25 protein-coding genes are annotated in these 26,716 nt (G+C 70.6%); 18 read left to right on the top strand and 7 right to left on the bottom strand.

The features are described 5' to 3' along the window. The first annotated feature begins 237 nt into the window (after positions 1-237). From grpE to D7V80_RS27835, 4 genes are all read left to right on the top strand, one after another. A complete protein-coding gene (gene grpE / locus D7V80_RS27820) occupies positions 238-1,101 on the top strand; it encodes a nucleotide exchange factor GrpE (RefSeq protein WP_233585779.1) in 864 nt (287 codons plus the stop codon). A gap of 2 nt (positions 1,102-1,103) precedes the next feature. Continuing rightward, on the top strand, positions 1,104-2,933 hold the full coding sequence (gene dnaK / locus D7V80_RS27825) for a molecular chaperone DnaK (RefSeq protein ID WP_120591036.1): 1,830 nt from the start codon (positions 1,104-1,106) through the stop codon (positions 2,931-2,933). Between the two features lie 97 nt (positions 2,934-3,030). Beyond that, a complete protein-coding gene (locus tag D7V80_RS27830) occupies positions 3,031-3,336 on the top strand; it encodes a hypothetical protein (RefSeq protein ID WP_120591037.1) in 306 nt (101 codons plus the stop codon). Positions 3,337-3,391: 55 nt separating this feature from the next. Then, a complete protein-coding gene (locus D7V80_RS27835; RefSeq protein ID WP_370452548.1) occupies positions 3,392-4,855 on the top strand; it encodes a serine/threonine-protein kinase in 1,464 nt (487 codons plus the stop codon). Positions 4,856-4,951: 96 nt separating this feature from the next. Here D7V80_RS27835 and D7V80_RS27840 read toward each other — a convergent pair whose 3' ends face one another. Next, a complete protein-coding gene (locus tag D7V80_RS27840) occupies positions 4,952-5,836 on the bottom strand; it encodes a YsnF/AvaK domain-containing protein (RefSeq protein ID WP_233585781.1) in 885 nt (294 codons plus the stop codon). A 361-nt stretch (positions 5,837-6,197) separates the two neighbouring features. On the opposite strand from D7V80_RS27840, the gene D7V80_RS27845 reads away from it, so the two are divergent. The 8 genes from D7V80_RS27845 to D7V80_RS27880 all read left to right on the top strand — a co-directional run bounded on the left by D7V80_RS27845 (position 6,198) and on the right by D7V80_RS27880 (position 15,103). Further along, positions 6,198-6,533 carry a hypothetical protein gene (locus D7V80_RS27845; protein ID WP_147447233.1) on the top strand — a complete coding sequence of 112 codons (336 nt, stop codon included), beginning with the start codon at positions 6,198-6,200 and terminating at the stop codon, positions 6,531-6,533. A 161-nt stretch (positions 6,534-6,694) separates the two neighbouring features. Continuing rightward, positions 6,695-7,906: an ABC transporter substrate-binding protein gene (locus tag D7V80_RS27850; RefSeq protein WP_120591039.1), complete on the top strand. Its 1,212-nt coding sequence runs from the start codon at positions 6,695-6,697 to the stop codon at positions 7,904-7,906. A 21-nt stretch (positions 7,907-7,927) separates the two neighbouring features. Next, complete coding sequence (locus D7V80_RS27855; protein WP_014400039.1) at positions 7,928-8,848, top strand: branched-chain amino acid ABC transporter permease; 921 nt, start codon at positions 7,928-7,930, stop codon at positions 8,846-8,848. After that, positions 8,848-9,918, top strand: coding sequence for a branched-chain amino acid ABC transporter permease (locus D7V80_RS27860; protein WP_120591040.1), 1,071 nt, complete (start codon positions 8,848-8,850; stop codon positions 9,916-9,918). The genes D7V80_RS27855 and D7V80_RS27860 overlap by 1 nt, the downstream gene beginning before the upstream one ends. Further along, on the top strand, positions 9,915-10,802 hold the full coding sequence (locus D7V80_RS27865; RefSeq protein ID WP_120591041.1) for an ABC transporter ATP-binding protein: 888 nt from the start codon (positions 9,915-9,917) through the stop codon (positions 10,800-10,802). The genes D7V80_RS27860 and D7V80_RS27865 overlap by 4 nt, the downstream gene beginning before the upstream one ends. Then, the gene (locus D7V80_RS27870; RefSeq protein WP_014400036.1) at positions 10,799-11,551 is read left to right on the top strand and encodes an ABC transporter ATP-binding protein; all 753 of its coding nucleotides are present in this window, start codon (positions 10,799-10,801) and stop codon (positions 11,549-11,551) included. Before D7V80_RS27865 ends, D7V80_RS27870 begins: the two co-directional genes overlap by 4 nt. 181 nt (positions 11,552-11,732) lie before the next feature. Further along, entirely contained in the window at positions 11,733-12,512 is a 780-nt protein-coding gene (locus tag D7V80_RS27875; protein WP_233585782.1) for a hypothetical protein, read from the top strand. 173 nt (positions 12,513-12,685) lie between these two features. Beyond that, entirely contained in the window at positions 12,686-15,103 is a 2,418-nt protein-coding gene (locus D7V80_RS27880) for a sialidase family protein (RefSeq protein WP_233585784.1), read from the top strand. On the opposite strand, the gene D7V80_RS27885 is transcribed toward D7V80_RS27880, so the two are convergent. Further along, complete coding sequence (locus D7V80_RS27885; protein ID WP_233585785.1) at positions 15,100-15,753, bottom strand: YiiX/YebB-like N1pC/P60 family cysteine hydrolase; 654 nt, start codon at positions 15,751-15,753, stop codon at positions 15,100-15,102. The two genes, D7V80_RS27880 and D7V80_RS27885, sit on opposite strands and share 4 nt — an antisense overlap. A 261-nt stretch (positions 15,754-16,014) precedes the next feature. On the opposite strand from D7V80_RS27885, the gene D7V80_RS27890 reads away from it, so the two are divergent. Then, on the top strand, positions 16,015-18,210 hold the full coding sequence (locus tag D7V80_RS27890) for a PhnD/SsuA/transferrin family substrate-binding protein (RefSeq protein WP_120591043.1): 2,196 nt from the start codon (positions 16,015-16,017) through the stop codon (positions 18,208-18,210). On the opposite strand, the gene thpR is transcribed toward D7V80_RS27890, so the two are convergent. Further along, positions 18,207-18,758: an RNA 2',3'-cyclic phosphodiesterase gene (gene thpR / locus D7V80_RS27895; RefSeq protein WP_120591044.1), complete on the bottom strand. Its 552-nt coding sequence runs from the start codon at positions 18,756-18,758 to the stop codon at positions 18,207-18,209. The two genes, D7V80_RS27890 and thpR, sit on opposite strands and share 4 nt — an antisense overlap. A 15-nt stretch (positions 18,759-18,773) precedes the next feature. Further along, positions 18,774-19,319, bottom strand: coding sequence for a metal-dependent hydrolase (locus tag D7V80_RS27900; protein ID WP_120591045.1), 546 nt, complete (start codon positions 19,317-19,319; stop codon positions 18,774-18,776). Between the two features lie 161 nt (positions 19,320-19,480). Here D7V80_RS27900 and D7V80_RS27905 point away from each other — a divergent pair, with 161 nt between their 5' ends. Then, positions 19,481-20,632: an adenylate/guanylate cyclase domain-containing protein gene (locus D7V80_RS27905; RefSeq protein ID WP_233585787.1), complete on the top strand. Its 1,152-nt coding sequence runs from the start codon at positions 19,481-19,483 to the stop codon at positions 20,630-20,632. Between the two features lie 69 nt (positions 20,633-20,701). On the opposite strand, the gene proS is transcribed toward D7V80_RS27905, so the two are convergent. Continuing rightward, positions 20,702-22,135: a proline--tRNA ligase gene (proS, locus tag D7V80_RS27910; protein ID WP_120591047.1), complete on the bottom strand. Its 1,434-nt coding sequence runs from the start codon at positions 22,133-22,135 to the stop codon at positions 20,702-20,704. Between the two features lie 127 nt (positions 22,136-22,262). On the opposite strand from proS, the gene D7V80_RS27915 reads away from it, so the two are divergent. The 3 genes from D7V80_RS27915 (at position 22,263) to D7V80_RS27925 (ending at position 24,694) form a co-directional block, all read left to right on the top strand. Beyond that, a complete protein-coding gene (locus D7V80_RS27915) occupies positions 22,263-22,958 on the top strand; it encodes a DUF4336 domain-containing protein (RefSeq protein ID WP_120591048.1) in 696 nt (231 codons plus the stop codon). 115 nt (positions 22,959-23,073) lie between these two features. Continuing rightward, positions 23,074-23,688 (top strand): MXAN_6652 family MXYO-CTERM-anchored protein, encoded by a 615-nt coding sequence (locus D7V80_RS27920; protein ID WP_120591049.1) that lies wholly within the window; start codon positions 23,074-23,076, stop codon positions 23,686-23,688. A 76-nt stretch (positions 23,689-23,764) separates the two neighbouring features. Beyond that, a complete protein-coding gene (locus D7V80_RS27925; protein ID WP_120591050.1) occupies positions 23,765-24,694 on the top strand; it encodes an endonuclease/exonuclease/phosphatase family protein in 930 nt (309 codons plus the stop codon). Positions 24,695-24,697: 3 nt separating this feature from the next. Here D7V80_RS27925 and D7V80_RS27930 read toward each other — a convergent pair whose 3' ends face one another. Beyond that, the gene (locus tag D7V80_RS27930) at positions 24,698-25,261 is read right to left on the bottom strand and encodes a hypothetical protein (protein WP_120591057.1); all 564 of its coding nucleotides are present in this window, start codon (positions 25,259-25,261) and stop codon (positions 24,698-24,700) included. A gap of 220 nt (positions 25,262-25,481) precedes the next feature. Between D7V80_RS27930 and D7V80_RS27935 the strand changes: the two genes are divergently transcribed. Continuing rightward, positions 25,482-26,114, top strand: a complete 633-nt coding sequence (locus D7V80_RS27935; RefSeq protein ID WP_120591051.1) for a YdcF family protein — start codon at positions 25,482-25,484, stop codon at positions 26,112-26,114. A 6-nt stretch (positions 26,115-26,120) separates the two neighbouring features. Here D7V80_RS27935 and D7V80_RS27940 read toward each other — a convergent pair whose 3' ends face one another. Next, positions 26,121-26,558 carry a MarR family winged helix-turn-helix transcriptional regulator gene (locus D7V80_RS27940; protein ID WP_233585789.1) on the bottom strand — a complete coding sequence of 146 codons (438 nt, stop codon included), beginning with the start codon at positions 26,556-26,558 and terminating at the stop codon, positions 26,121-26,123. Between the last annotated feature and the right edge of the window lie 158 nt (positions 26,559-26,716).

Here is a 26,716-nt window from a genome sequence, read left to right on the forward strand (position 1 = left end):
GTCCAAGGCCGGCCCCAAGTCCATCGGGCGCAAGAAGACCGCGGGCGCTCCCGCCGCCGCCAAGGGCGCCCGGGCCCCGAAGAAACCAGCTTCCAAGAAAACGTTGGGCCGCAAGAAGCCCGCGCCCGGGGCGTGAAGTTCCGCTCCCCATGAAGTCGCGCCTGCCCGCACGCCGGGCATGCGCGACCGCCCCAGGTCCTGTTGGATCGCTCCCCGTCGCGTGAGATAGTGCGCGCCGTGTCGGGTACCAATGACAAGGACAAGGGCAGCATCCAGACGGACATCGGGCAGGACGTGATCGACGAGGCGGTTCGCAGCGTCGAGCGTCGGATGGACGGAGACGCGGACAGTGCGGGCTCGGAGACGGAGGTGGAGCTGGACGTCTCCGCCCCGGCCGCCGGAACGGACGCCTCCACCCCCGAAGCCGCTCCCCCCACCGAGGACGCGGCCGCGCTCCGCCAGGAGGTGGAGTCGCTGCGCGCGCAGCTGGAGTTCAGCCAGACCAAGGCCCGCGAGACGCTGGAGCGCCTGAAGGAGGCGCACGAGCGCGCCAAGGACTTCCAGGACCGGGCCATCCGCTCCGCCGCGGACCTGGAGAACTACCGCAAGCGCGCGCAGAAGGAGAAGGAGGACGTCCAGAAGTTCGGCGTGGAGAAGCTCCTCAAGGACCTGCTCCCCGTGGTGGACAACATGGACCGCGCGCTCGACGCCGCCGGTAAGTCCCCCGACTTCGACAGCTTCCAGAAGGGCGTGGCCATGACGCGCAAGTCCTTCGAGGACTCGCTCGCCCGCCACGGGGTGAAGGGCTTCTCCGCCAAGGGCCAGCCCTTCGACCCGCGCCTGCACGAAGCCATCCAGCAGGTGGAGTCCGCGGACGTCCCGTCGGGCCACGTGCTCTTTGAAGTGACGCGCGGCTTCTACCTCAACGACCGCCTGGTGCGTCCCGCCATGGTCGTCGTCGCCCGCGCGCCGGAAGTCGCCGCGGCGCCGGAAGCCGCCGCGCCCGCGGCCGGCACGGAAGCACCGAAGGCCTCTGAAGAAAGCAGCGCGGAGCCCCAGACTTCCGCGCCGTCCGACAGTTCCTCCGGGGGGAGTCAGTAGTCATGGCGAAGGTGATTGGAATCGACCTGGGCACCACCAACTCCTGCGTCGCCGTGATGGAAGGCGGCGAGCCGGTGGTCATCCCCAACAGCGAAGGCAGCCGCACCACGCCCTCCATGGTGGGCTTCACCGACTCCGGTGAACGCCTGGTGGGCCAGATTGCCAAGCGGCAGGCCATCACCAACCCGGAGAACACGGTCTTCGCGGCCAAGCGCCTCATCGGCCGCAAGTTCGACTCGCCGGAGGCCAAGAAGGCCATTGGCGTCTCCTCCTTCAAGGTGGCCTCCAGCCCCAACGGCGACGCCTGGGTGGAGATCCGCGGCAAGGGCTACAGCCCGCCGGAAGTCAGCGCCATCGTGCTGATGAAGATGAAGCAGACGGCGGAGGACTACCTCGGCGAGCCCGTCACCGAGGCCGTCATCACCGTCCCCGCGTACTTCAACGACAGCCAGCGCCAGGCCACGAAGGACGCGGGCCGCATCGCGGGCTTGAGCGTGCTGCGCATCATCAACGAGCCCACGGCCGCGGCGCTCGCGTACGGCCTGGACAAGGTGAAGGACGCCACCACGGAGCGCGTGGCCGTCTACGACCTGGGCGGCGGCACGTTCGATATCTCCATCCTGGAGCTCACCGCCGGCGTGTTCGAGGTGAAGAGCACCAACGGCGACACGTTCCTGGGCGGCGAGGACTTCGACCAGCGCCTCATCGACTACCTGGCCAAGCGCTTCGCGGAGCAGAACAACGGCCTGGACCTGCGCAAGGACCGCATGGCGCTCCAGCGCCTGAAGGAAGCCGCGGAGCGCGCCAAGCACGAGCTGTCCAGCGCCCCGGAGACGGAGGTCAACCTCCCGTTCATCACCGCGGACGCGTCCGGCCCCAAGCACCTCACGGAGACCGTGGACCGGTCCACCTTCGAGGCCCTGGTCGCGGACCTCATCGACCGCTCCATCGAGCCGTGCCGCATCGCGCTCAAGGACGCGGGCATCACCGCGCAGGCCATCAACCAGGTCCTCCTGGTGGGCGGCATGACGCGCATGCCGCGCGTGCAGCAGAAGGTGAAGGAGTTCTTCGGCAAGGAGCCCCACAAGGGCATCAACCCGGATGAGGTGGTCGCCGTGGGCGCCGCCATCCAGGGCGGCGTGCTCAAGGGCGAGGTGAAGGACGTCCTCCTCCTGGACGTCACGCCGCTGTCCCTGGGCGTGGAGACGGCGGGCGGCGTCTTCACGAAGATCATCGACAAGAACACCACCATCCCCTGCAAGAAGGGCCAGGTGTTCTCCACCGCGGTGGACAACCAGCCGCTCGTGTCCGTGCACGTCCTGCAGGGCGAGCGCGAGATGGCGGCGGACAACAAGACGCTGGCGCGCTTCGAGCTCGTGGGCATCCCGCCCGCGCCGCGCGGCGTGCCGCAGATTGAAGTGTCCTTCGACATCGACGCGAACGGCATCGTGCACGTGAGCGCGCGCGACCTGGGCACCGGCAAGCAGCAGCAGGTGCGCGTGGTGGGCAACTCCGGCCTGTCGGAAGCCGAAATCCAGGCGATGATCAACGACGCCCAGTCGCACTCCGCGGACGACAAGAAGAAGAAGGAGCTGGCGGAGCTGCGCAACAACGCGGACGGGCTCATCTACACCACGGAGAAGAGCCTGGAGGAGTACGCCAACCTCCTGTCGGAGAAGGACCGCGGCGAAATCCAGGCGGACCTGGAGCGCCTGCGCTCCGTGCTCAACACCTCCGACGCGGGCGTCCTGAAGGAGGCCTTCCAGCGGCTGGAGGGCAGCGCGTACCGCATCGCGGACGCCATCTACACGGACCAGGCCAAGTCCGGCTGATGCCTTACCCCGGGGACGCGGGCCGGGCGGTGCAATCGCCCGGTCCCCTCGTTCGTAGGACCGGGGTCCGCCCCTTTCCTCCCCAGGAGCCGTCCCCATGGAACTGACCGAAGCCGTGATGATCATCATGGTCACCGGCATGACCGTCGGTATTCCCCTGCTCGGCCTCACGCTGCGCTTCGCCCTCAAGCCCGTGATTGAGACGTGGCTGCGCGTGCGCGAGGTCCAGGCCCGCGGGCAGGTGTCCGCCGGGGAGCTGGAGGGGCTGCGCGCCCGCGTGGCGCACCTGGAGCACATGCTGGACCGCCACGGCCTGCTGGAGCACACCGTCACCCGCCCGGTGAGCCCGGAGCTGCCGGAGTCCCTGTCCACGGTGGTCCGCGTGGAGCGCGAGCGCGTCTGACGTCCCACCCGGTGGGCGCTCCATCCCCGCCGGGTTTTCGGGTATTGATGGGCGCGTGGCGTTCCAATCCCCGGAAGAAGAGCTGGCCTTCCTGCGCGGCCTGATGGCCGTGAACCGGATGGCCGACGACATCCTCGAGGACTGCCTGGAGCGGGGGCTGGACCTCGACACCGGCCTGGATGTGTTCCTCACGCAGTGCGCCCGCATGGTGCACGCGAAGGCGGGCTTCGTGTCGCTCCGGGGCACGCGAGGCCCGGTGCTGACGCGCGTGCTGGGCGAGCTGGGCGTGGACGTCTTCGAGGCGGCCCACTGGAGCGGCCCCCGGAAGCTGCGCGAAGGCCGGATGCTCTTCTGCCAGCAGCTCACCCTGGGGCGGCTGAACCTGGGCGGACTGGGCCTGGTGGTGGACGGGTCTTTCGAGGACGGCGGCCAGCGGGTGATGGGGCTGGTGGAGGCGATTGGCGAGCAGCTGGACTCCGCGGTGCTGTCCTTCCTGGCGCTGACGGACGGCCGGGGCCCCCTGGAGCGGCTGGACGAGCTGGACGTGGAGGGCACGCCCGTCAACCGCGGGCGCATTGGCCGCTATGAGGTCGTGAAGCCCCTGGGCACGGGCGGCATGGCGCAGGTGCTCATCGCGCGCACGCGCGGGCCGGAGGGGCTGGGGCGGCTGGTGGCGCTCAAGCGCATCCTGCCCCACCTGACGGCGCAGCCGGAGATGGTGCAGCAGTTCCTGGACGAGGCGCGCATCGGCCTGCGGCTGTCGCACCCCAACCTGGTGCACGTCTACGACTTCGGCGAGGCGCAGGGCGCGTACTACATGGCCATGGAGCTGGTGAACGGCATCGACCTGGACCGGCTCCTGCGCGCCAACAAGGGGCCGCTGGAGCCGCCGGTGGCGTCCGCCATCGTGTCGCAGGCGCTGCTGGGGCTGCACGCCGCGCATGCGCTCAAGGGCGAGGACGGCACGCCCATGGAATTGGTGCACCGCGACCTGTCCCCCCACAACGTGATGGTGGGCTTCGACGGCCAGGTGAAGGTGCTGGACTTCGGCGTGGCCAAGGTGCGCGCGCAGCGCACGGTGACGCTGCCGGGCATCGTGAAGGGCAAGCCGCTCTACATGTCCCCGGAGCAGGCGCTGGGCCAGAAGCTGGACGCGCGCAGCGACCTGTTCGCCATGGGGCTCGTCCTCTACCAGGCCCTCACGGGCCGGCGCGCCTTCGAGCGCGAGGACGAGTTGGACACCATGAAGGCCATCTGCCAGGAGAAGCTGACGAAGCCTCCGGAGGTGCCCGCGGTGCTATGGAACGTGCTGTCGGTGGCGCTGTCCAAGGACCCCTCGGCCCGCTTCCCCACCGCGCACGCCATGGCGGACCGGCTGGTGGCCGCGAGCCCTCCCGCGCGCGATACGGCCCTGGCGGCGCTGGCGGGACGGCTCTTCCCGGAGCGCCTGCGCGACTCGCAGCGGCTGGAGACCGCCGTGAACCACCAGCGGGAGGCCCCCATCCGCGCGCCGCGCTGACACGACGGCGTGTCACCAGCCCCCGCACCCCGCGCGCGTGAAGGCGCGGCATGCGGAGGCGGAGCACAAGGACCGTGAGGCTTCCTGCTGGCGGCGCTACGAGCGCTTGAGCGGGTCGATGTCCGCGTCCGTGCGGTAGCCGGTGCGGCGCTTCTCCTCGTCCACGTTGGGCTCGGTGCGCACCACCGTCACCTCTCCCAGTTCCTCGTGGCGGACGCGGCCCTCCATGCTGCGGCGCTCCTCGATGGGGCGCTTGTGGATGGTGATCTCCTCGTCCGTGTACGCGCGCTTGGTCAGCTCCGCCTCCTCCGCGCTCAGGGGGATGCGGATGGTCTCCTCCTGGAAGGTCGCCACGTCGCCGGGAATGTTGTCTCCCTTCACCGCCCGGCGCACCACCTCCACCTCCTCGTGGCGCAGGGGGACCTCCACCGTCTTCCTCTCCTCGACGACGATCTTCCGCACCTGCGCCTCGCCCGCGGAGCGCTGGTGCTTGGTGACGCCCAGCTCCTCATGGTGCGTGCGCAGCGTGACGTCTTCGTTCGCGATGCGCTCGGCGGCCTTCATGTCGGCCTTCATGTCGGCGCGGAGGTCGGCGCGCAGCTCGCGCTCCCTCAGCTCCCGGTCCTTGATGCCGACCTTCTCCGCGCCGGTCCGGTTGACGTCCCCCACCTTCTGGGGGCCTCCCGTCTTCAGCCCCGCGCCAATGCCACCCGCGGTGCCGCCGGTGGCCGTCGCCGCCGTCGCTCCCACCGCGCCGGAGTCGGACAGCCCTCGCAGCGCCTCGCGGCCGTGGTTGAGGTAGATCTCTCCGTTGCGGATGTCGCTCACCTCCAGGTAGCGGACCAGGTAGTCCTTCGGGAAGAACATCCCCTTCTCGATGTGGAACTCGCCCTCACTCACGGCGAACACCTTGCCCAGCTTCTCGCCGTCGCTGCTGCGGACCGTCATCCCTTCCTTGATGTCGTTGCGCTTGATCATCATGGACTTGGCTCCTTGTGCCTTCACGTCGGGTCGGATGTGGTCGCGAGCGGAGCGCCAGGGCCGTCCAGCGCGCTGGAGAGGGGTTCCTGGGGGGGGAAGTGGACGCTGACGGGTCCGCCTCGGCCATCACCCGAAAAGTGGGTTCAATGACGCCCAAGAAAACCCCTGGTGCTGGATGCTCCAGGGGCTCGGCACGCCGCACGCCGCTGGCAACGACGCGCCAGACGACTCCCCGCGCCCTGTCCGGAGGGCAGGCATCCAGGAGCGGAACCCCGGGCTTCACGTTGTCCGCGCGCGTCCCCACACCTCACTGTGAGGTTGCGAGTCCGGAGGGACCGGCCCGCATGAGGAGGCATCTGCGATGCGAGCCACGAGACCTGGCCGGGGACTCGGCTGGATGACCGGCGCGGTGGGACTGCTGATGGCGGGCCGATTCCTGCGCCGCCGCGCGGGAGCGGCGTTTGCGGAGTCCACCCCAGACGAGGCGTCAGGAGACGAGACGTTGGGCCTGGAGCCCGCCTCCTGGACGCCTGGCGCGCTACCGGACGCCGAGGCCCCTTCCTCCGCCGGGTGGTCGCTGACGCATGAAGACATGCCGGCCTGGGAAGCCGTCGAGGCGCCAGGGGCCGGGCCCCAGGTCCTACCGAGGATCCGCCGGGGACCGTCGGGGCGGGAGCACTTCTGGCTGGAGCCCTGAGCGGGCAGGGCGCGCACTCATGGTCGGGGCAGGGGCTGGCGACAGCGATGTTCCGGGGTGTTGGCGGGACTCCGGAGCCAAGCTGTGCGCTTGACCCATGGGGAGGGCTCCCCTAGAAAACCGGGGCTTTGCCCGTCATCTCCCCCGGAGGAAGCCCCCGCATGCGACGACTTGCCCCGATGCTCCTCGCAGCGCTCGCCGTCCTGGCGGCCGCCTGCGAGAAGAAGACGCAGCCCACGGGAGAGGCGGGAGGCGCCCCCGCGGCGCAGGCCCCGGCCACCGCGCAGGGCGGCGGCACGCCCCCGGCCGGTGACGACGTCATCGTGCTGGGCGAAGTGGGCGCGCTGACGGGCGGTCAGGCGACGTTCGGCATCTCCACCCGCAACGGCATCGCGCTGGCGGTGAAGGAAGCCAACGCGGCTGGCGGCGTGAAGGGCAAGAAGCTGGTCGTGCGCGTGTACGACGACCAGAGCAAGCCGGAGGAGGCCGCGCAGGCCGTCACCCGCCTCATCACCCAGGACAAGGTGGTGCTCATCCTGGGCGAGGTGGCGTCCTCCAGCTCCCTGGCCATGGCGGAGAAGGCCCAGGCGGCCGGCGTGCCCATGATCACCCCGTCGTCCACGAACCCCTCCGTGACGGAGAAGGGCGAGAACATCTTCCGCGTCTGCTTCATCGACCCGTTCCAGGGCTTCGTGATGGCGAAGTTCGCGCGGGAGAACCTCAAGCTCAACAAGGTCGCGGTGCTCCAGGACAACAAGAGCGCCTACTCCATTGGCCTCACGGAGGTCTTCCGCCAGAAGTTCGCGGAGCTGGGCGGCAAGATCACGGCCACGGAGAGCTACAGCCAGGGAGACACGGACTACCGCGCGCAGCTGACCGCCATCAAGAAGACGCAGCCGGAGGGCATCTACGTGCCGGGCTACTACAGCGAGGTGGGCATCATCGCCCGCCAGGCGCGTGAGCTGGGCCTGAAGGTGCCGCTGATGGGCGGCGACGGCTGGGACTCCGAGAAGCTCTTCGAACTGGGCGGCAGCGCCATTGAAGGCAGCTACTTCTCCAACCACTACTCGCCGGACAACCCGGACGAGCGCGTGAAGAAGTTCATCGCGGACTACAAGGCGGACAACAACGGCGCGGTGCCGGACGCGCTCGCGGCGCTGGGCTACGACGCCGCGCGCGTCGCCATCGAGGCGCTCAAGAACGCCCCGGACACCAGTGGCCCCGCGGTGCGCGCGGCCATCGCGAAGACGAAGGACTTCCCCGGCGTGGCGGGCAACATCACGCTGGATGCGAAGCGCAACGCGGTGAAGTCCGCCGTGGTGCTGAAGGTCCAGGACGGCAAGTCCACCTACGTCACCACCATCTCGCCTTAAACCCAGGGTCCACCCCGGCACATGTCGCAGCTCATCCAGCACCTCATCAATGGTCTGGCCGCCGGCACCATCTACGCCCTGGTCGCGCTGGGCTACACGATGGTGTACGGCGTCCTCAAGCTCATCAACTTCGCCCACGGCGACGTGATGATGGTCGGCGTCTACATGGGCTACGCGACCGCCTTCGCCCTCGGGCGGCAGGCGCAGCGCTCCATGTGGGGCGTGGTCCTCATCTTCGCGGTGGCCATGGTGGGGTGCGCGCTGCTCGGCTTCCTCATCGAGCGCTTCGCCTACCGGCCCCTGCGTGAGAAGCCGCGCCTCACCGCGCTCATCACCGCCATCGGCATCTCGTTCGCGCTGTCGTACGGCTTCCAGCTGGACATCGGCTTCCTGCCGGGCGCGTCCCCCCGGGCCTTCCCGGAGGTCATCGTCCCCAGCGAGTGGTTCATCATCGGCGACCGCGACGTGGTGGTGTGGAACTGGCAGGTCATCAGCTTCCTCATCGCCGTGGCGCTGATGGCCGCGCTCCAGTTCCTCGTGTACCGGACGCGCTTTGGCAAGGCGATGCGCGCGGTGTCCTTCGACCACCGCACCGCGGCGCTGATGGGCATCCCCACCGACCGCATCATCGCGCTGACGTTCATGCTCTCCAGCGCGCTGGCGGCGGGCGCGGGCCTGCTCTACGCCATCAAGGACACGTCCGTGAGCCCGCTCATGGGCCTGTACGTGGGCCTCAAGGCCTTCGTGGCGGCGGTCATCGGCGGCATCGGCAACGTGCCGGGCGCCGTGGTGGGCGCGCTGCTCCTGGGCCTGGTGGAAGAGTTCGTGGTGGGCTACGCGGCCAGCACCTGGCGTGACGCGGTGGCCTTCGGCTTCCTCATCCTGGTGCTGCTGGTGAAGCCGGGCGGTCTGTTCGGCCGGGTCGCGGCGGAGAAGGTCTGATGGCCATCCCTGGCGCGACGACGTTGTCCGACGAAACCGCGAGCCGCGTGCCCCCGGCCCTGCGCGGCATCCTGCCCGTGCTCATCGCGGTGCCGATGGTGGTCCTGGCGGATGTGCTGCTGAACACCTCGCCCTTCGCCACGTACCTGCTGTCCGTGGTGGGGGTGAACATCATCCTCGCGGTGAGCCTCAACATCGTGAACGGCATGACGGGCCAGTTCTCCATTGGCCACGCGGGCTTCATGGCCGTGGGCGCGTACATCGCGGGCGTCACGTCCCTGGAGCTCAAGGAGGTGGCGCTGTCCTTCCTGCCGGTGGCCGCCAGCGACCAGGTGCTCTTCACCGTGGCGCTGCTCGCGGGCGGCACCTGCGCGGCGCTGTGCGGCTTCCTGGTGGGCCTGCCTTCCCTGCGGCTTCGCGGGGACTACCTGGCCATCGTGACGCTGGGCTTCGGTGAGATCATCCGCGTGGTGGTGCAGAACACGGAGGCCTTTGGCCGCGCGCTGGGCCTGTCCGGCATCCCGCAGTACTCCAGCGTGGCCATGGTGTACTTCTGGGTCTTCCTGGTGGTGCTGGTGGCCCGGCGCATCGCGGGCTCCAGCCACGGCCGCAGCCTGTGGGCCATCCGCGAGGACGAGGTGGCCGCGGAGGCCATGGGCGTGGACACCACCGGCTACAAGGTCCGCGCGTTCGTCATCTCGTCGTTCTTCGCGGGCATCGCCGGCGGCCTGTTCGCGCACTTCGTGCCCATCATCAACCCGGGCTCGTTCACCTTCGTGAAGTCCATGGAGATCGTCGTCATGGTGGTGCTGGGCGGCCTGGGCTCCAGCACGGGCGCCATCGTCGCGGCCATCTTCCTCACGCTGCTGCCCGAAGGCCTGCGCTCGCTGTTCGGCGCGCTGGGCGCGGGGGGCAGCCTGGCGCAGAAGGTGGATCAGATCCGCATGCCCGTGTACGGCATCATGCTGGTCGTGCTGATGCTGGCGCGGCCGCAGGGCCTGTTCGGCACGAAGGAGCTCTGGGACGTGCTGCCCCGGTGGCTTCCCCGGAAGAAGAAGGGGCTGACATGAGCGCCGCCGTGACTCCTGTCTCCGCCTCGGGCACTGGAGACGCGCTGCTCCAGGCGTCCGGCGTGAGCATCCGCTTCGGGGGCCTCAAGGCCCTCACGGACTTCAACCTCACCGTGCGCCAGGGCGACCTCTTGGGCCTCATCGGTCCCAACGGCGCGGGCAAGTCCACCGCGTTCAACGTGCTCACCGGCGTGTACCAGCCCACCGAGGGCGAGGTGCGCGTGGCCGGGCAGCGGGTGAACGGCTGGGTGCCGCATCAGATCAACCACCTGGGCCTCGCGCGCACGTTCCAGAACATCCGCCTGTTCCGCGCCCTGACGGCGCTGGACAACGTGAAGGTGGCCTGCCGCGCGCAAGGGGCGCTGCACCCGGTGGTCATGGGCCCCCTGGCCAAGGCGGGCACGGCGATGCGCAACTACCGCGACTGGTGGCGCGCGCTGCTGCTCACCCCCGGCTTCCAGGCCGAGGAGCGCGAGCTGACGCGCCAGGCGGAGCACCTCCTGGAGGTCATGGGCCTGTCGCACCGGCGCGACGAAGAGGCGAAGAACCTGCCCTACGGCGAGCAGCGCCGGCTGGAGATCGCCCGCGCGCTGGGCACGCGCCCCAAGGTGCTGCTGTTGGACGAGCCCGCGGCGGGCATGAACACGCGTGAGAAGGCGGACCTGATGGTGCTCATCCGCCGGCTGCGCGACGAGTTCTCGCTGGGGGTGCTGGTCATCGAGCACGACATGAAGCTGGTGATGGGCATCTGCGAGCGCATCACCGTGCTGGACCACGGAGAGACCATCGCCCGCGGCGCCCCGGCGGAGGTGCGCAGCGACCGCAAGGTCATCGAGGCGTACCTGGGCGACAGCTACCTGGAGTCCCACGGAGGCGCGGCGTGAGCGAGCCGGTGAAGGTGCTGGGCGAGCGGCGCGCGTTCGAGCCGCTCCTGTCGGTGGAGGGCATCCAGGTCCGCTACGGCGCCATCCAAGCGCTGCGGGGCGTGTCCCTGACGGTGGGCAAGGGCGAGATGGTGGCCCTCATCGGTGCCAACGGCGCGGGCAAGACGAGCACCCTGCGCGCGGTGAGCGGCATGCTCAAGCCGACCGCGGGGCGCATCACGCTGGCGGGCAAGGACATCACCGGCCTCAAGGCGCACCAGCTGGTGCCGCGCGGCATGGCGCATGCGCCGGAGGGCCGGGGCATCTTCCCCAACCTCACCGTGACGGAGAACCTGGAGCTGGGCGCGTACCTGCGCAAGGACACCGCCCAGGTGCGCCTGGACATGGACAAGGGCTTCAGCCTGTTCCCGGTGCTGCGCGAGCGTCAGAAGCAGCTGGCGGGCACGCTGTCCGGCGGCGAGCAGCAGATGCTGGCCATCGCCCGGGCGCTCTTGAGCAAGCCGCAGCTGTTGCTCCTGGACGAGCCGTCCCTGGGCCTGGCGCCGCAGGTGACGGAGACCATCTTCCGCACGCTGCGCGAGGTGAACGCCACCGGCGTCAGCGTGCTCCTGGTGGAGCAGAACGCGCACCTGGCCCTCAACGCCGCCCACTACGGCTACGTGCTGGAGACGGGCGAGGTGGTGATGGCCGGCCCCGGCAAGGCGCTGCTGGACAGCGCCGAGGTGCGGCGCGCGTACCTGGGCGAATAGCCCTCCCGCGCCGAATTTCCGGCCCTGGTGCGCGTTGTCCGCCCCCGGACGCTTTCGGGGGCGGGGCTTGGGCAAGTTGCTCGCGCCGCGTCGAAACTCGGGTAGTCAGCGGCGGAGGACTTCGTCTACCGTCCGGCAAGACAGTCTGTTTCCTTCCACTTCCCTCTCAGGAAGCGTGCCCATGCGCCCGTTGTCCCGCCTCCTCCTTGCCTCGCTCACCACGCTCGCGCTCATCGCCGGCGCGTGCGCCAACCAGCAGAAGACCGACGGCTCCTCCTCGGGCGGCACCGGGGGTCCCTCGGCCACCTCCACCATCGAGGATGTGCCCAACGAGCCCGTTCCGGGCGAGGCGGGCGGCACCGAGACGGGTGCCCCGGCCCCGGCCTTCAAGCCCTACGAGGCCACGGAAGGCTTCACCATCGGCATGCCGACGGAGCCCCAGGTGGAGCGCAAGCAGGTCCCGCTGGGCGCCAACACGGTGAACACCGCGGCCTTCTCCTCGCGCACCGAGGACGGCACCATCTACTCCGTCAGCACCGCGGACTACCCGGAGCGCCTGGTGGCGAGCCGTCCCCCGGAGGCCCTGCTGAACGAGGGCAAGGACGGCCTGGTCAAGCAGGTCCAGGGCACCATCAAGGAAGAGTCGGACGTCACCCTGGATGGCTACCCCGGCAAGGCCTACACGGTCAGCTCGCCGGTGGTCGGGGAGATCAAGGCGCGCAACTTCCTGGTGGGCCCGCGTCTGTACACGCTGCTGGTCATCTACAACCCCAACCACCCCAACACCACGGCGGACACGTTCCTCACCTCGCTGAAGCTGGTGAACCCGCCCCCGGCCATCACCACGGCCACGCCGCCGGACGCCGGCACCGCCGGTGACGCGGGCACGCTCGAGGGCATGGACGCGGGCACGACCACCGACGCGGGCACCGCCGCTCCGCGCCGCCGCAAGGCGAAGTAGTCGCAGGGCGCCGACGCGACGCTCCCAACAGTCTTGGGGGGCGTCGCGCGGTGGGTGTGTTCACCTGTCCGCGTGGAGAAGGCCGGGCCCTTCGTGTCCGCCTCCACCGGATTGCTCCCGGGTCTGCCATCCCTACCTTTCGGGCGGGGATACGACAGGGGGCGCACAATCACATGATGTCCTGGGTGGGGGCCCTGCTGACCACGGTGGTGGCGGCGGGAGGAGTGCCCATGGTGCCGGCTGGCGGGGGCAATGCCCTGACGCTGCCAGCGCATCGGCACGCGGTTCGAATCGAGACAGGCAATGGGCATGCGCCCACGTGGCTCCTGGCCATCCAGCAGCAGGGGGCCGGGGGCGAGGGGCTGAACCTGTTCCGCTCCGAGGACGGGTTCCAGGGCTTCTCCAAGCTGGCGGAAATCCAGCCGGATGCGTCGCACCACGACCGGGCGGAGCTGGTCGCGGTGGGGCGCGACGTGGCGATGGTCTACGCGTACGAAGGCCCGTCCCTGGCGGCGTCGTCGCGGCACGACGTGTACTTCCAGTGGTGGCGCTACGACGCGGCGCAGGACACCTGGGCGCCGGAGCCGGCGGTGCGGGTGTTCAACGCGGACAGCTCGACGGCGTATTCGCGGGCGCTGCTGGCGCGGGATTCAAAGGGGCGGCTGTGGGTGCAGGCGTTCCGGCTGGAGCCGGACGGCGGCGCCACGGCGGTGGTGGCGGTGTCCACGGACGGCGGCGCGAGCTTCCAGAAGCAGCCGGACCTGGGGCGGACGCGGAAGCGGGGCGGGGGACGGCTGCTCAGCGTGGGGTCCAAGCTCGTCTTCTTCTGGGCCATGCACGACGGCTTCGAGCCCACGCGGATGCGGGTGCGTGATGCCGCGGATCCGCTGGACACGTGGGGGCCGCAGCGGGACGCGTTCTCCGACGGCATCTACCACGGCGCGGCGCTGAGCGCGGTGGAGGACGGCAGGGGCGGCATCCACCTGGTCTACAAGGACGAGACGGAGCGGCTGTATTACCGGCGCTTCGACGGGACGTCGTTCGGCTCGCGCATCCTGGTGGAGGGGACGCCGGACTGGGCGCTGCAGCCCGCGGTGACGCGCATCGGGGACGCGCTGTATGTCTTCTACAATCACTTCCAGACGGCGACGGACTACGAGATCCGCGTGCGGGTGCTGCGCGACGGCGTGTTCAGCGACCCGGTGACGCTGGATTCGCGCACGAGCTTCAAGGGCTACCTGAGCACCCTGGACGTGCTGCCGGACAGCGTCACGGAGGTGCCGTGCTTCTACGGCGACGCGGTGGACGCGAACTCCAGCGGCCGGGTGATGCGCGTGGCGCTGGCTCGCCAGCCGGAAGGAGGCGGCGGCTCCGGACAGGACGGCGGGACGCCAGATGGCGGCGGTGCTCCGGATGCCGGTTCGGGGACTCCGGATGGCGGTGGTGCGAGCGACGGAGGCTCGGACACCTCGGATGGAGGCGTGGACGCGGGGACGCCGGACGCCGGCTCGGGCACCTCGGATGGAGGCGTGGACGCGGGCACGCCGCCGGTGGATGGCGGGACGCAGGGGCCGGTGACGCTGGAGCCGGTGTTCACGAACACCACGCACGAGGTGCTGGCCGTGGACGGCGCGGGCACCGTGTACGCGCTGGCGCTGGACGGGAGCCGCTCGAAGCTGTTGGCGAGCACGGATGGCGGGCGCACCTTCAGCGCGAGAGGGCAGGGCGTGGGCGGCGCGTCGTTCTGGGTGATGGCGGCGCTCAAGGACGGGACGCTGCTGGCGCAGATGAGCCGCGGCGGCGGCTACCACCTGGAGCGCTCCACGGATGGCGGGCGCACGTGGGCGGACGTGGCCTCGCTGGGGAGCTACCGCGCGATGTCTCCCGCGAGCTTCGCGGAGCTGGGCAGCACGGTGTTCTTCCTGGAGTACCAGACGTTCACGTCCGGGAGCACGCCGCTGCGGCTGTGGGCGAGCACGGACGGCGGAGCGACGTGGACCCCGCGCGCGACGTTCCAGGACCACCGGCACGGCACGGCGCTGTACGCGGATACGACGCGCAGCGTGCTGTGGGCCACGTTCGGGAGCAGCAGCGCGCAGGCGGCGGTGATGCGCTCGACGGACGGAGGCCGCACCTGGACGAAGGTGATGGGCGGCTACGCGGCCAACGCGGTGACAGGCACGGTGTTGTCGGGCGGAGAGCTGCTGCTGGGGCAGTCCACGCTCTATGAGCCCGAGCACCCGAAGCTCCTGCGCGTGTACGCGAGCGGACGCGTGGACGCGCTGATGACGTTGCCGGGACCGGCGTACTCGTTGGAGGCACTGCCGGGAGGCGGCTTCGTGCTGGGAACGGCGCGGGCGGACGTGGGCGACGTGCAGCCCGCGTCGGACCTCTACGCGCGGCTCTTCACCAGCACGGACGGCGTGACCTGGACGGAGGCCCGGACCTACGAGCGGACCACCAGCGGCGTCCTGGCCCGCGCGGAGGTCTGGGGCGTGCTGTCCAATGGCGACCTGGTGGTGCGCGCGGACAACCTGAAGGGCTTTGGGGCCGGAGGGAAGGGGTTCCAGGTCCTGCGCGTGAAGCGCTAGGGCGCCCGCGGGAAATCCGAATACACGACCGCGAGCCTGGCATCCGCCGCCAGGCTCGCGGGCGTCACCAGCTCCAGGTCCACCGGCACCGGACCGCGGTAGCGCTCGGCGATTTCACGCTTCAGCCCCGCCACGTCCAGGTCGCCCAGCCGCTCCATCCTGCCGTACTCCACGCCCGCTCCTGCCGCGTACGCCTTGCGCACGAGCTCCGAGCAGTACATCGCCTCGTCCCCCCACCCGAAGAGCGCGTCGTACGGCTTGCCCAGGTGCCGCTTCGCCTCCTCCACCGCCCGCGCCTTCGCCGCGTCATCCACTCCCTGCGGACGCATCACCAGCAGCCGCCCCTTCACCCCACGCGCCTTCCATCGCGCGAACGGCGTGCGCTTCACGGGCTGCACCGCCTCCACCACGAACGTCCCCTCCGGCGTCACCTCCACCAGCCCCACGTGCGACAGCGGGCTGTGCGTGGCGACCTGGATGGCCTTCGACTGGCGTGATCCCGACGTCTGGAACACCACGTCCCCCGTCCGCACCTTCGCCGCCACGCCCTCCGCCTCGCGCGGCGCCGCCTTCGTCTCGCGGCCCACCAGCCACGTCGCCCCCACCAGCACGAGGGCCAACAGCCACAGTCCCCTGACAAGCCAGCGCATCCGTCCGTCCCTTTCATGGGCTGCACCCGTCCACCCACTTCCAGTGCAGCCCCGGTGCCAGCCATCTCAGAGCGGGTTTCACCCCTGGTATGTGGAAGTCGCTTCCGACCCTGGGTCGGAGCGTGGTAAACCTGGGGAATCTACTTATTACAGCGAATCAAGAATAGTGTGGCATTGCCGGAAATTTTCAGGTAACTACGCAGCACTCGCGAGCCGGCAGTCCGTGCGTGCGGGAGAGGGGGACCATCGGAGGAATTCGTCGTGACCGCATCGAACTCGCCCATCCGTTGCCTGCTCTATCCGTCCCTCGGCGAGGTACGGGAGCACGTGCGCGTGGAGCTGTTCGCGCGGGCGCTGTCGGAGCGGATGGGCCGCCCGGTGGTGATGTCCATGGCGCCCACCTACGAGTACCTGGAGGCGGAGCTCGCTTCAGGCCGGGTGGAGATGGCCTGGGGCACCGCCGAGCAGTGCAACGCCTTCGAGCCGCAGGCGCGCGCGGTGCTGCGCGCGGTGCGCTCCGGCAGCTGCTACTACCACGCGGCCTTCATCTGCCGCTCGGACGAGCCGCTGACGCTGGAGACGCTGGCGGGCAAGCGCGTGGCGTGGGTGGCGCCGCGCTCCACCGGCGGGCACCTGCTGCCGGTGCGCCACCTGGAGTCGCTGGGCCTGCGCCCGGACACGCTCTTCTCCGAGCAGCGCTTCCTGGGCACCTACCGCAAGGCGCTGGACGCGGTGATGCGCGGCGAGTCGGACCTGTGCGCGCTCTTCTGCAACCACAAGGACGCGCACGCGATGCGCGCCACGCTGACGACGTACCTGGGCGCGGACGCCCCCCGGCTCACGCCGTTCCTCTTCACCATCCCCACGCTCGCCGACGGCCTCATCCTCACCAAGCGGATGCCGGAGGCGGACGCGCAGGCGCTCATCTCCGTCCTCACGCGGATGAACACCGACGGCGCGGGCCTGGAGATGCTCATGGGCCCCTTCCGGGTGGAGACCTTCGTCCGGTCGCCCGGTCTGGACGCGCCCGCCGCCGGTCCGCGTCCCACGGGGGCCGCCGAGTACCTGGCCGGAGAGCTGGACGCGGAAGGCCGCTGCCTGCGGCTGTGGTCCCCGTCCGGCCGCGCCTTCGGCCTGGACATGCGCGGCGGGGAGGGGCGCAAGCTGGAGGAGGTCCTGGGCACCGCCGCGAGCAAGCCCCTCATGTCCCTGCTCGACGCCGTCCTCCGGGGCGGCTCCGACGGGCGGCTGGAGTACCGGCTCACCGTGAACGGCGACGAGCGCGTCTACGCGGCGGAGATCACCCCCTGCGAGCCCTCGCCCGGGGACACGGGGATGCGGCTGGGCCTGCTGGTGCGCGACGTCAGCGGCCTGCGCGCGCTGGAGGATCCGCTGTACCGGCTGGCGTCGTTCCCGCTGCTGCACCCGGAGCCGCTCCTGGAGCTGGGCATGGGCGGGGAGCTGCGGTACGCGAACCCCGCCACCCACGCGGCCTTCCAGGACCTGGTGGAGAAGGGCGCCGCGCACCCGCTGGTGAACGCGGCCATCGTCTGGGCATGGCGGGGCGCGCCTCCGGGAGAGCCGCCGCCCACGGTGCACCTGGACGGGCGCTACTGGGAGCTCACCGTCGCGCAGCTGTGGGACCCGCCGGGCCTGCGCGTGTTCGCGCGCGACGTGACGCTGCGCAAGCAACTGGAGGCGCGGCTGTTCCAGGCGGACCGGCTGTCCGCGCTGGGCTCGCTCGCGGCGGCGGTGGGCCATGAGATGAACAACCCGCTGGCCTTCGTGCTGGCGAACCTCTCGTACATCCGCGAGGAGATGGACCGCCTGAAGCAGCCGCTGCTGGACGGCAAGCCCGTGCCGCGCGCGGACCTGGACGACATGCTGGATGCGCTGAGCGAGACGGTGGAGGGCGCCACCCGGCTCAAGCACATCGTGCAGGACCTGCGCACGCTGTCGCGCAAGCCGCCGGAGCACCGCGCCCGCGTGGCCGTGCAGCCGGTGCTGGAGAACGCGCTCAAGCTCTTGCGCGGCGAATTGCAGCACCGCGCGCGGCTGGAGCGGGACTTCCACGACATGCCCACGGTGGACGCGGACGAGGCGCGCCTCACCCAGCTCTTCCTCAACCTGCTGCTCAACGGCCTGCAGCAGATGGACATGCAGGACGCCGCGCACAACGTGCTGCGCGTGGCGGCCTACACCAGCGAGGACGGCGAGGTGGTGGTGGAGGTGCAGGACTCCGGCAAGGGCCTGTCCCCGGACGCGCTCGCGCACATCTTCGAGCCCTTCGCCACCGCGCGCCCCAACAGCACCGGCCTGGGCCTGTCCGTGAGCCACACCATCGTCACCGGCCTGGGCGGCACGCTGCGCGCGGAGAGCCGCGAGGGCCGCGGCACGCTGCTCACCGTCACGCTGCCCGCCGCCGTGCCCGTGGCGGAGTCCCTGCGCGCCTGCTAGCCGCGCTCCAGCATCACCTCCAGCCGGGGCACGTAGTGGCCGCGCGTGCTCTCGAACAGCACCAGCCGGTCCACGCGCCCCTCACCCCAGGACGCGCCTTGCAGCTCGCGGGCGCACGCCGCCAGCGCCGGGTCCCCGCGCGGGGGCCGGGCCCGGGCCAGCGTCAGGTGCGCGACGTACTCGCCGTGCTCCGACGTGAAGCCCAGGGGCTCCAGCGCGCGCGCCACGTCCGCCTGGAGCGCCTTCAGCGCGGCGGTGTCCCCGCGCACGTCCGCCCAGAGCACGCGCGGGTGGGACGGTGAGCCGAACGCCCCGCCGCCCGCCACCGACAGCACGAACGGCGAGTGATAGAGCCCCACCGGCTCCAGCGCGTCGCGCAGCTCCGGCAGGCGGCTGTCCTCCACGTCCCCCAGGAAGAGCAGCGTCAGGTGCACGCCCTCCGGCCGCACCCACTTCGCGTCCGGGGCCAGGGCGCGCAGGCGCTCGATGCCCCGCTCGGTTTCTGCGGTGAGGGCGTCTCCCAGCGTCACGGCGGTGAACAGGCGCATCGTGAAAGACCTCCCTCAGGGAACCTGGACGCTCCCTGCCGCGCGCGCCTTCTTCCGGGGCCACAGCGCGTAGACCCAGGCGGGCAGGAACACGAGGAGCTCCACGCCGCTCACGTACAGGCCTCGCGCGGACAGCATGCCCGCGCCAATGGGCGCCACCGGCAGCGGCCGCACCGGGGCGAAGACGCGCGCGTTGGAGAAGGGCCAGAAGAGGGCCGCGCCCAGCCCGCCGTCCGTGAGCGTGTCCAGGATGCCGTGGCTGGCCACCGCCGCGAGCGTCACGAGGCCCCAGCGCATGGCGGACTCTCCCTTCCACCGGGCCAGCGCCGCCACCGCGAGCGCCACCGCCGCCGCGAACACGAACGAGTGCGACGCACCGCGGTGTCCCCACGTCGCCGCGTAGGGGGTGCGCAGCGCGAACGCCACCACGTCCGCGTCCGGCAGCAGGGCGAGCAGGGACAGGAACGCCATCACCGCCACCCGCCGCCGCCAGGGCGCGCCCGCTCCCGTCTCGTAACGCCCCAACGCCATGCCCACCGCCACGTGCCCGATGCTCGCCATGGGCCAGGACCCTAACGCAGGGCGCCCCCGCCTGGAGAGCGCCCCATGCGTGGGGTAGCCTGTGTTGATACATGCGGTTTCTGTTCTCACGCGCCCGAGCCGAAGCCACCCTGCAACGTCGTTTGGAAGAGTGGCGGGCCGATGTGGGCTCCTGGCTCAACATGACGCGCGTCGGCGCCACCACCGCGTGGCTCCTGCTGGCCCTGGCGGACGACTGGAGCGTGTCGCGCGGCGTGCTGGGCGCCTATATCGCGCTCGCGGCGGTGTTGTGGGCGGCGGCGCGCCGGGTGCCGGAGCTGCTGCGGCGGCCCGCGCTGGGCGTGGCGCTGCTGGACATGCCCCTCATCTACTTCCTCCAGGCGCAGGCCATCCCGGCCACCGCCAACGGCGTGCCCACCGCGCTGCTCACCATGGGCGTGTACCTGGTGCTGGTGGTCATCGTGTCCATGGTGACGCTGTCACGGCTCATTGTCGCGGGGGCCACGGCGCTGGGCATCGTCGCGGTGGCCCTGCTCACCTTGAGCGCGGGCCTGGCGCCCTCCCAGTTCCTGCCCGGCATGGTGCTGGTGATGGTGCTCGCGTCGTCCGTGGCCTTCTTCATCAGCCGCACGGTGATGGGACTGGTGACGGACGTGGTGCGCGAGGAGATGCAGCGCGAACGGCTGGGCCGCTTCTTCTCCCCGGAGGTCGCCCGGCGCATCTCCGAGCGCGGCACCGACGGCGAGGCCGGCGAGCACCGCGAGGTGACGCTGCTGTTCTCCGACATCCGCGGCTTCACCACGCTGTCGGACCGGATGGACAGCCCCCAGGTGGTGGCGCTGCTCAACGAGTACCTGTCGCGCATGGTGGAGGTGGTGTTCCGCCACGGCGGCACCCTGGACAAGTTCATCGGCGACGGCATCCTCGCGTACTTCGGCGCCCCTCTGGATCAGCCCGACCACCCGGAGGCCGCCGTCGCCTGCGGGCTGGCCATGCTGGAGGCGCTGGAGACGCTCAACCGGGAGCGCACCGCCCGGGGGGAGTTCACGCTCGACATCGGCGTGGGCATCCACACCGGCCGCGTGGTGGTGGGCGCCGTCGGCAGCGAGCAGCGCCGCGAGTACACCGTCATTGGCGACGCGGTGAACCTGGCCAGCCGCATCGAGGGCCTGACGAAGAAGGTCGGCACCCCGGTGCTCGTCTCCCACGCCACACGCGAGCGCTGCAGGGACACCTTCGACTTCGAGGCCGCGGCCCCGCTGCCCGTCGCGGGCAAGCCGGAGCCGGTGGCCACCTACCTGCCCCGGAAGCGCGGCCTGCTCGCCGCCAGCTGACAGGCTGAAACGACAACGGGGCCGGGAGTCGCCTCCCAGCCCCGCGGTGCGGCACACGTCAGAGCGTGCTCAGTACGCCTTGGAGAACACGATGCGGCCCTGCGACGGGTTGCCGGTCATCACGCACTTGCCCGGCTCCTGCTTGAGGCTGAACGGGCGGCAGCGGGTGGTGAGGCCCGTCTCCTCCTTGATGCGCGCCTCCGTCTTCGGGTCGCCGTCCCAGTGCGCCAGCAGGAAGCCGTCCTCCGCGCGCGTCTTCAGCTCCTCGTAGGAGTTGACCTCGAAGGTGTGCGAGTCGCGGAAGTCCTTGGCCTTCTGGAACAGGTCCTTCTGCATCTGATCCAGCATGGCCTGGGCCTTGGCGACGGCCTCGTCCAGCGACACGAACTCCTTCTGGCGCAGGTCGCGGCGCACCATCACGCACGAGCCCTTGGCCAGGTCCTTGGGCCCCAGCTCGATGCGCAGACACGTGCCGATGAGCTCGTGCTCGTTGTACTTGAAGCCCGGGCCCTTCGTTTCGTCGTCGTCCACCACCACGCCCAGGCCCGCCTTGCGCAGGTCCGCGGCGAGCGCGTGCGACTTCTCCATCACCTGCGTCTTCTCCGCGTCCGTCGCCTTGCCGGCGATGGGGATGATGACCACGTGCGTGGCGGCGATCTTCGGCGGCACCACGAGGCCCGCGTCATCCGAGTGCGTGAGGATGAGCCCGCCGATGAGGCGCGTGGAGGAACCCCACGACGTCTGCCACACGTGGTGCACCTTGCCGTCGCGGCCCTGGAACGTGGTGTCGAAGGCCTTGGCGAAGTTCTGGCCCAGGTTGTGGCTGGTGCCCGCCTGGAGCGCCTTCTTGTCCTGCATCATGGCTTCGATGCTGTACGTGCGCAGCGCGCCGGCGAACTTCTCCGACTCCGACTTGCGCCCCGGCAGCACGGGCATGGCCATGTAGTCCTCCGCGAACGTGCGGTAGACCTCCAGCATCTGCAGCGTGCGCTCCTCCGCGTCCGCCTCCGTCTCATGGCAGGTGTGGCCCTCCTGCCAGAGGAACTCCGTGGTGCGCAGGAACAGGCGCGTGCGCATCTCCCAGCGCATCACGTTGGCCCACTGATTCACCAGCAGGGGCAGGTCGCGGTAGCTCTGGATCCACTTGGAGAAGCTGCGGTTGATGATGGTCTCGGACGTGGGCCGGATGACGTACGGCTCCTCCAGCTTCGCGCCACCCGCGTGCGTGACGACGGCCAGCTGCGGGTTGAAGCCCTCCACGTGCTCGGCTTCCTTCTTGAGGAAGGACTCCGGGATGAGCAGCGGGAAGTAGGCGTTCTTCACGCCCGTGTCCTTGAACATCTTGTCCATCGTCCGCTGGATGTTCTCCCACAGCGCGTAGCCGTTGGGGCGGATGACCATGCAGCCCTTCACGTCCGAGTAGTCGGCGAGCTTCGCCTTCTGGACCAGGTCGACGTACCACTCGGAAAAGCCCTTCTCGCGGGGCGTGAGCTTCTCGGCCATGTGCTTGGGAACCTTGCTAGGGGATGGAAAGTGGGAGTTGCCTACGCCGGGATGTTCCGGAAATCAACGCCGGACACAGGCCGGACTCGTCCCCTGGACGCCGTCCGTGCTTGGAAAACGACCCGCCATGCCCACGCCCCCTGACACCGCGCCCCGCCAGCTCACCGACGACGTCCACGTGTTCGACGCCCCCTTCTCCCTCTTCGGCGTCCCGGTGGGGGGCAGGATGACGGTCCTCCGCCTGCCGGACGGCGGGCTGTGGGTGCACTCGCCCGTCGCCTTCACGCCGGAGCGGAGAGCCGACGTGGCGGCCCTGGGGCCGGTGCGCTTCCTCGTGGCCCCCAACCTCTTCCACCACCTGCACCTGCCGGACTGGGCCGCGGCCTTCCCCGACGCCCGCGTGGTGGCGCCCAAGGGGCTGCGCGCGAAGCAGCCGGCGCTGCGAATCGACCTGGAGCTGGAGGACCTGCCGGACCCCGCCTGGGCCCCGGTGCTGGACCAGATGCACGTGCGCGGCATGCCCCAGCTCAACGAGTTCCTCTTCTTCCACCGCCCGTCCCGCACCGCCATCGTCACCGACCTGGCCTTCCACTACGCGCACGCGGAAGGACTGAAGCTGCGCGCGTACCTGTGGCTGGACGGCGTCCTGGGCCGGTTCGCCGCCCCGCGCTTCCTGCGCCTGTTCACCAAGGACCCGGAGGCCGTGCGCGCTTCCCTCCAGCGTGCGATGAAGTGGGACGTGGAGCGCATCGTCGTCTGCCACGGCCAGGTGCTGGAGCGCGGCGGCCAGAAGGCCCTCCACGACGCCTTCTCCCGACTGTAGGTCGCGGTAGGCCCTGTCTCCGCGTCACAGGGGAGTGTCGCCTGCTGCGCTCCACGCCGCGCCGCGCTACAAGGGTGCCTCCTCTTTCCTGAGTTCCCCCCAGGAGGTTCATTCCATGCGGTCCATTCTTCCGTCCGTGGGCGCGGTCGCGGTGTGCCTTGTCGCGGGCTCCGCGTTCGCCAACTCCACCGGCATCAACGGGCGCAGCGGCAAGCAGAGCGTGTCCTGCACCGCGTCCGGCTGCCACGGCGGCGGGGCGAGCGCCCCCACGGTGACGCTGGAAGGGCCCACGGCGCTGACGGCGGGCCAGACGGGCCAGTACTCGCTGATCATCAGCGGCGGTCCCGGCGTGAAGGCCGGCATGAACGTGGCCGTGGACGGCGCGACGCTGACCGCGGGCTCGGGCACGAAGCTGATGAGCGGCGAGCTGACGCACACGCTGCCCAGGACCCTCACCGACGGCTCGGCGCGCTTCGACTTCTCCCTGGTGGCCCCGGCCACCAACGGCACCTACAAGGTGTACGCCGCCGGCAACTCCGTGAACGGAGACAGCGACGCCACGGGTGACTCGCACGGCAACGCCACGCTGGATGTGGTCGTCACCGGCGGCAGCGACCCGGCGCCCATCAAGGAGGACGAGGGCGGCTGCTCCGCGGCCACCAGCGGCGCTCCGGCGGTGCTCATCGCGGTGTTCGCGGCGCTGGCCGCGCGCCGCCGCCGTAAGGCCTGAGCCCGCCTGCCCTCCGGCCTGGCCCGGGGGGCGGGACGACAGCTTGAGGGCGGGCGGCCTACCATCGCCCCCCTTGATGCGAACGAGCCCTCTCTTCACCGCCCTGTTCGTCGCGGGAACCCTGGCCTGTGCCTCCGGTCCCGCCGTGCGTCCCACCCTGTCCTCGGGCACCACCCCTGTCGCCGCCGCCCCCGCGCGCGACCCGGGCGCCCTGCGGGTGATGACCTTCAACATCCAGTCCGGTCTCAAGGGGCTGGAGCAGGTGGCGGAGGTCATCCGCCAGGAGGGCCCGGACGTCGTCGCGCTGCAGGAGGTGGACGTGGGCTCCACGCGCGCGCGCGGCGAGGACCAGGTGGAGCGGCTGTCCGCGCTCACCGGCCTGAAGTACCGCGCGCACTTCGGCACCACGCGGCTGTACGGCGGCGCGTATGGCATCGCGCTCCTGTCTCGCTACCCGCTTCAGTCCCTGGCGCAGTACCCGCTGCCCACGCCCCGGGGCGCGGAGCCGCGCACGCTGGCGCACGCGGTGCTGGACGTGGACGGGCGCGAGGTGAGCGTCTACGCCACGCACCTCATCCGCCGGCCCTTCAACGGCGCGGCGCGCGTGCGTCAGAGCGTCTTCATCTCGCGGCTGCTGGCGAAGGACACCCGGCCCCGGCTCCTGATGGGGGACTTGAACGACGACCCGGACTCGCGCCCGGTGCGCCTGCTGCGCCGCCAGCTCCAGGACGTGGCGCGCGTCACCCGCTCCGACGGGACGGGCACCTACCCGATGCCGCTGTTCCTGCCGTCCCTGCGCATCGACTACGTGATGGCGTGCGGCGCGTTCACGCCGGTGTCCACGCGCGTGCTGCGCGTGGGCGTGTCCGACCACTATCCCGTGGTGGCGGACCTGCGGCTTGCGCCCCCCGAAGCGCCGGTCGAGGCTCCGGTCGGTGCGCCGGTCGTCGTGGCTCCGGCCGGCGCCGCGCCCGCGGGCTCGGCCACGGCCGCCGCGGCGCCCTGAGGCTCAGGCCGGGGTGGGCAGGGTGAAGCGGTAGAGGACCTCCATGTCCCCCTTGCTGAAGCCCTTCACCACCTCGTGGTGGATCTCCTTGCGGCCGCTCAGGTACGCGAGGCCCCCGGCGGCGAAGCCCATCACCGCGAGCTCGAAGTAGATGTGCGGCCGGGGCACGCCGGTGATGCGCAGCTCCACGGTGTCGCCCTGCAACTGCGCGGTCAGCTCGCCCTCGGTGAAGTAGCCCTTCCAGATGCCGGGGGTGAACAGGGCGAAGCGGCGGAAGTCGTCCTTGCCGAACATCGTCTTGAGCTGGCCCTGGCTCAGCGCGTACTCGGCGGACTTGATGCCGTATTGCCAGTAGGCCTTGGTGTTGCCGCCGTAGAAGCGCTGGGTCATGGCCTCGTTGAAGCGCAGGAAGGCATCCGCCGGGATGCGCGACACGGGCATGATGAGCTGCCCGAAGATGGGGTCCCGCTTCGCCTGCTCCGCGACGAAGGTCCGCCATGCCGGTTCGCCGAAGGCCTGCACCGCCATGGTCTGCCGTGCCAGGAATGCGACGCCTTTGACATCCATCCGTATGCCTCCCACCGGCCGCTCCAGGTTCGCCTCGGACCCCGGCCGGGTCATCTTGCACATTGTGTCTTGAGACCCACTCCGGGGCGATACGCATCGCGACAATTCACTGGGTTGTCCGTCCGCCGGACTCGGTGAAACCTGTTATCGCGGACACATTGCCTCGTTGAAGGTGTTCGCGGGACCGCGGGATGTCCGGTGCAGGACTAGGTTCCCGGCGGTGCGGCCCCTTGCCCTTCTTCCCAGACCCGGACGTGCGCGCCGGGCGGTGCTCCTGTGCGCGGGCGTGCTCACGGGCGGCGTGTTCGGCCTGGCCTTCTGGGTGGACCGCTTTGGCCGGCGCGAGCGCGTGATGGACGCGGATGCGCTGGTGGTGCTGGGCGCGCGGGTGCTGCCGGGCGGTGTGCCGTCTGGCGCGCTGGTGGCGCGCATGGAGCAGGCGGTGGCGCTGTACCGTCAGGGCGTGGCGCCGTGTTTGGTGTTGTCCGGAGGCGTGGGCGCCCATCCGCCGTCCGAGGCGCGCGTGATGCGCGAGCTGGCAGTGGCGGCGGGCGTGCCCGCGTCCGCGTGCGTGCTGGAGGAGGAAAGCCACTCCACGGAAGCCAACGCGCGGTTCAGCGCGCGTGTGCTGCGCGAGCGGGGGGCGCGCCGGGTGGTGGTGGTCTCCGACCCGTATCACCTGCTGCGCGCGAGGCAGTGCTTCCGGCGCGAGGGGTTGGAGGTGGCCACGAGCCCCGCCCCCATCGCCGGGCGGATGCGCGCGTGGGACCGGGCCTACTGGACGGTGCGGGAGGCGTTCGCGCTGCTCCTGCACCCGCGCCTCTTGTGGGCGCGGGCGCCGGGCGGGCGCTGAAGTGCCTCAGGTCCCCGGCGCGGTGTCCGGCGCGGGCGCGTCCAGCTTGCTGAGCACCTTCTCCATGACGCGGAAGAGGGCCTGGCGGTCGTCGGGGTCGAGCATGCCCATCACCACGCCCATCGCGCGGTGCATGGAGCGGTCGAGCTTGGCGAAGGTCTGCTTGCCCTTGTCGGTGAGGCGGCAGCGCACGATGCGCCGGTCGGTCTCTCCGCGTTCGCGGACGAGGTGGCCTTCGCGCTCCAGGCGGTCCACGACGCCCGTGACGGTCTTTTCGGTGACGCCCAGTCGCCGGGCCAGCTCGCCCATGGTGAGCGAGCCATCCAGGCCCAGCCACAGCAGGGCATGCACCTGGGGCGGCGTGAACTGGAGCTGCTCGCAGGTGCTGGCGATGGGGTCACGGAGGGAACGGCGACGGCCCAACGAGAACATCAACTCCTGCATCCGGTCGATGTCCTTCGAGAGCGCTTCATCCTCTTTAGAGATATTCCGTGACACAGAGTATTCATTAGCGGCGGGGTGCGGGCAGGTCAACTTGTAGGCTCGGGACGGCTTCCGGCGGGGCCGGGTGCGGGAGGAGCGGACGATGCGACGTGCGTGGT

The sequence above is a fragment of the Corallococcus sp. CA054B genome, assembly GCF_003611625.1.
GTDB classification, from domain to species: Bacteria; Myxococcota; Myxococcia; order Myxococcales; family Myxococcaceae; genus Corallococcus; species Corallococcus coralloides.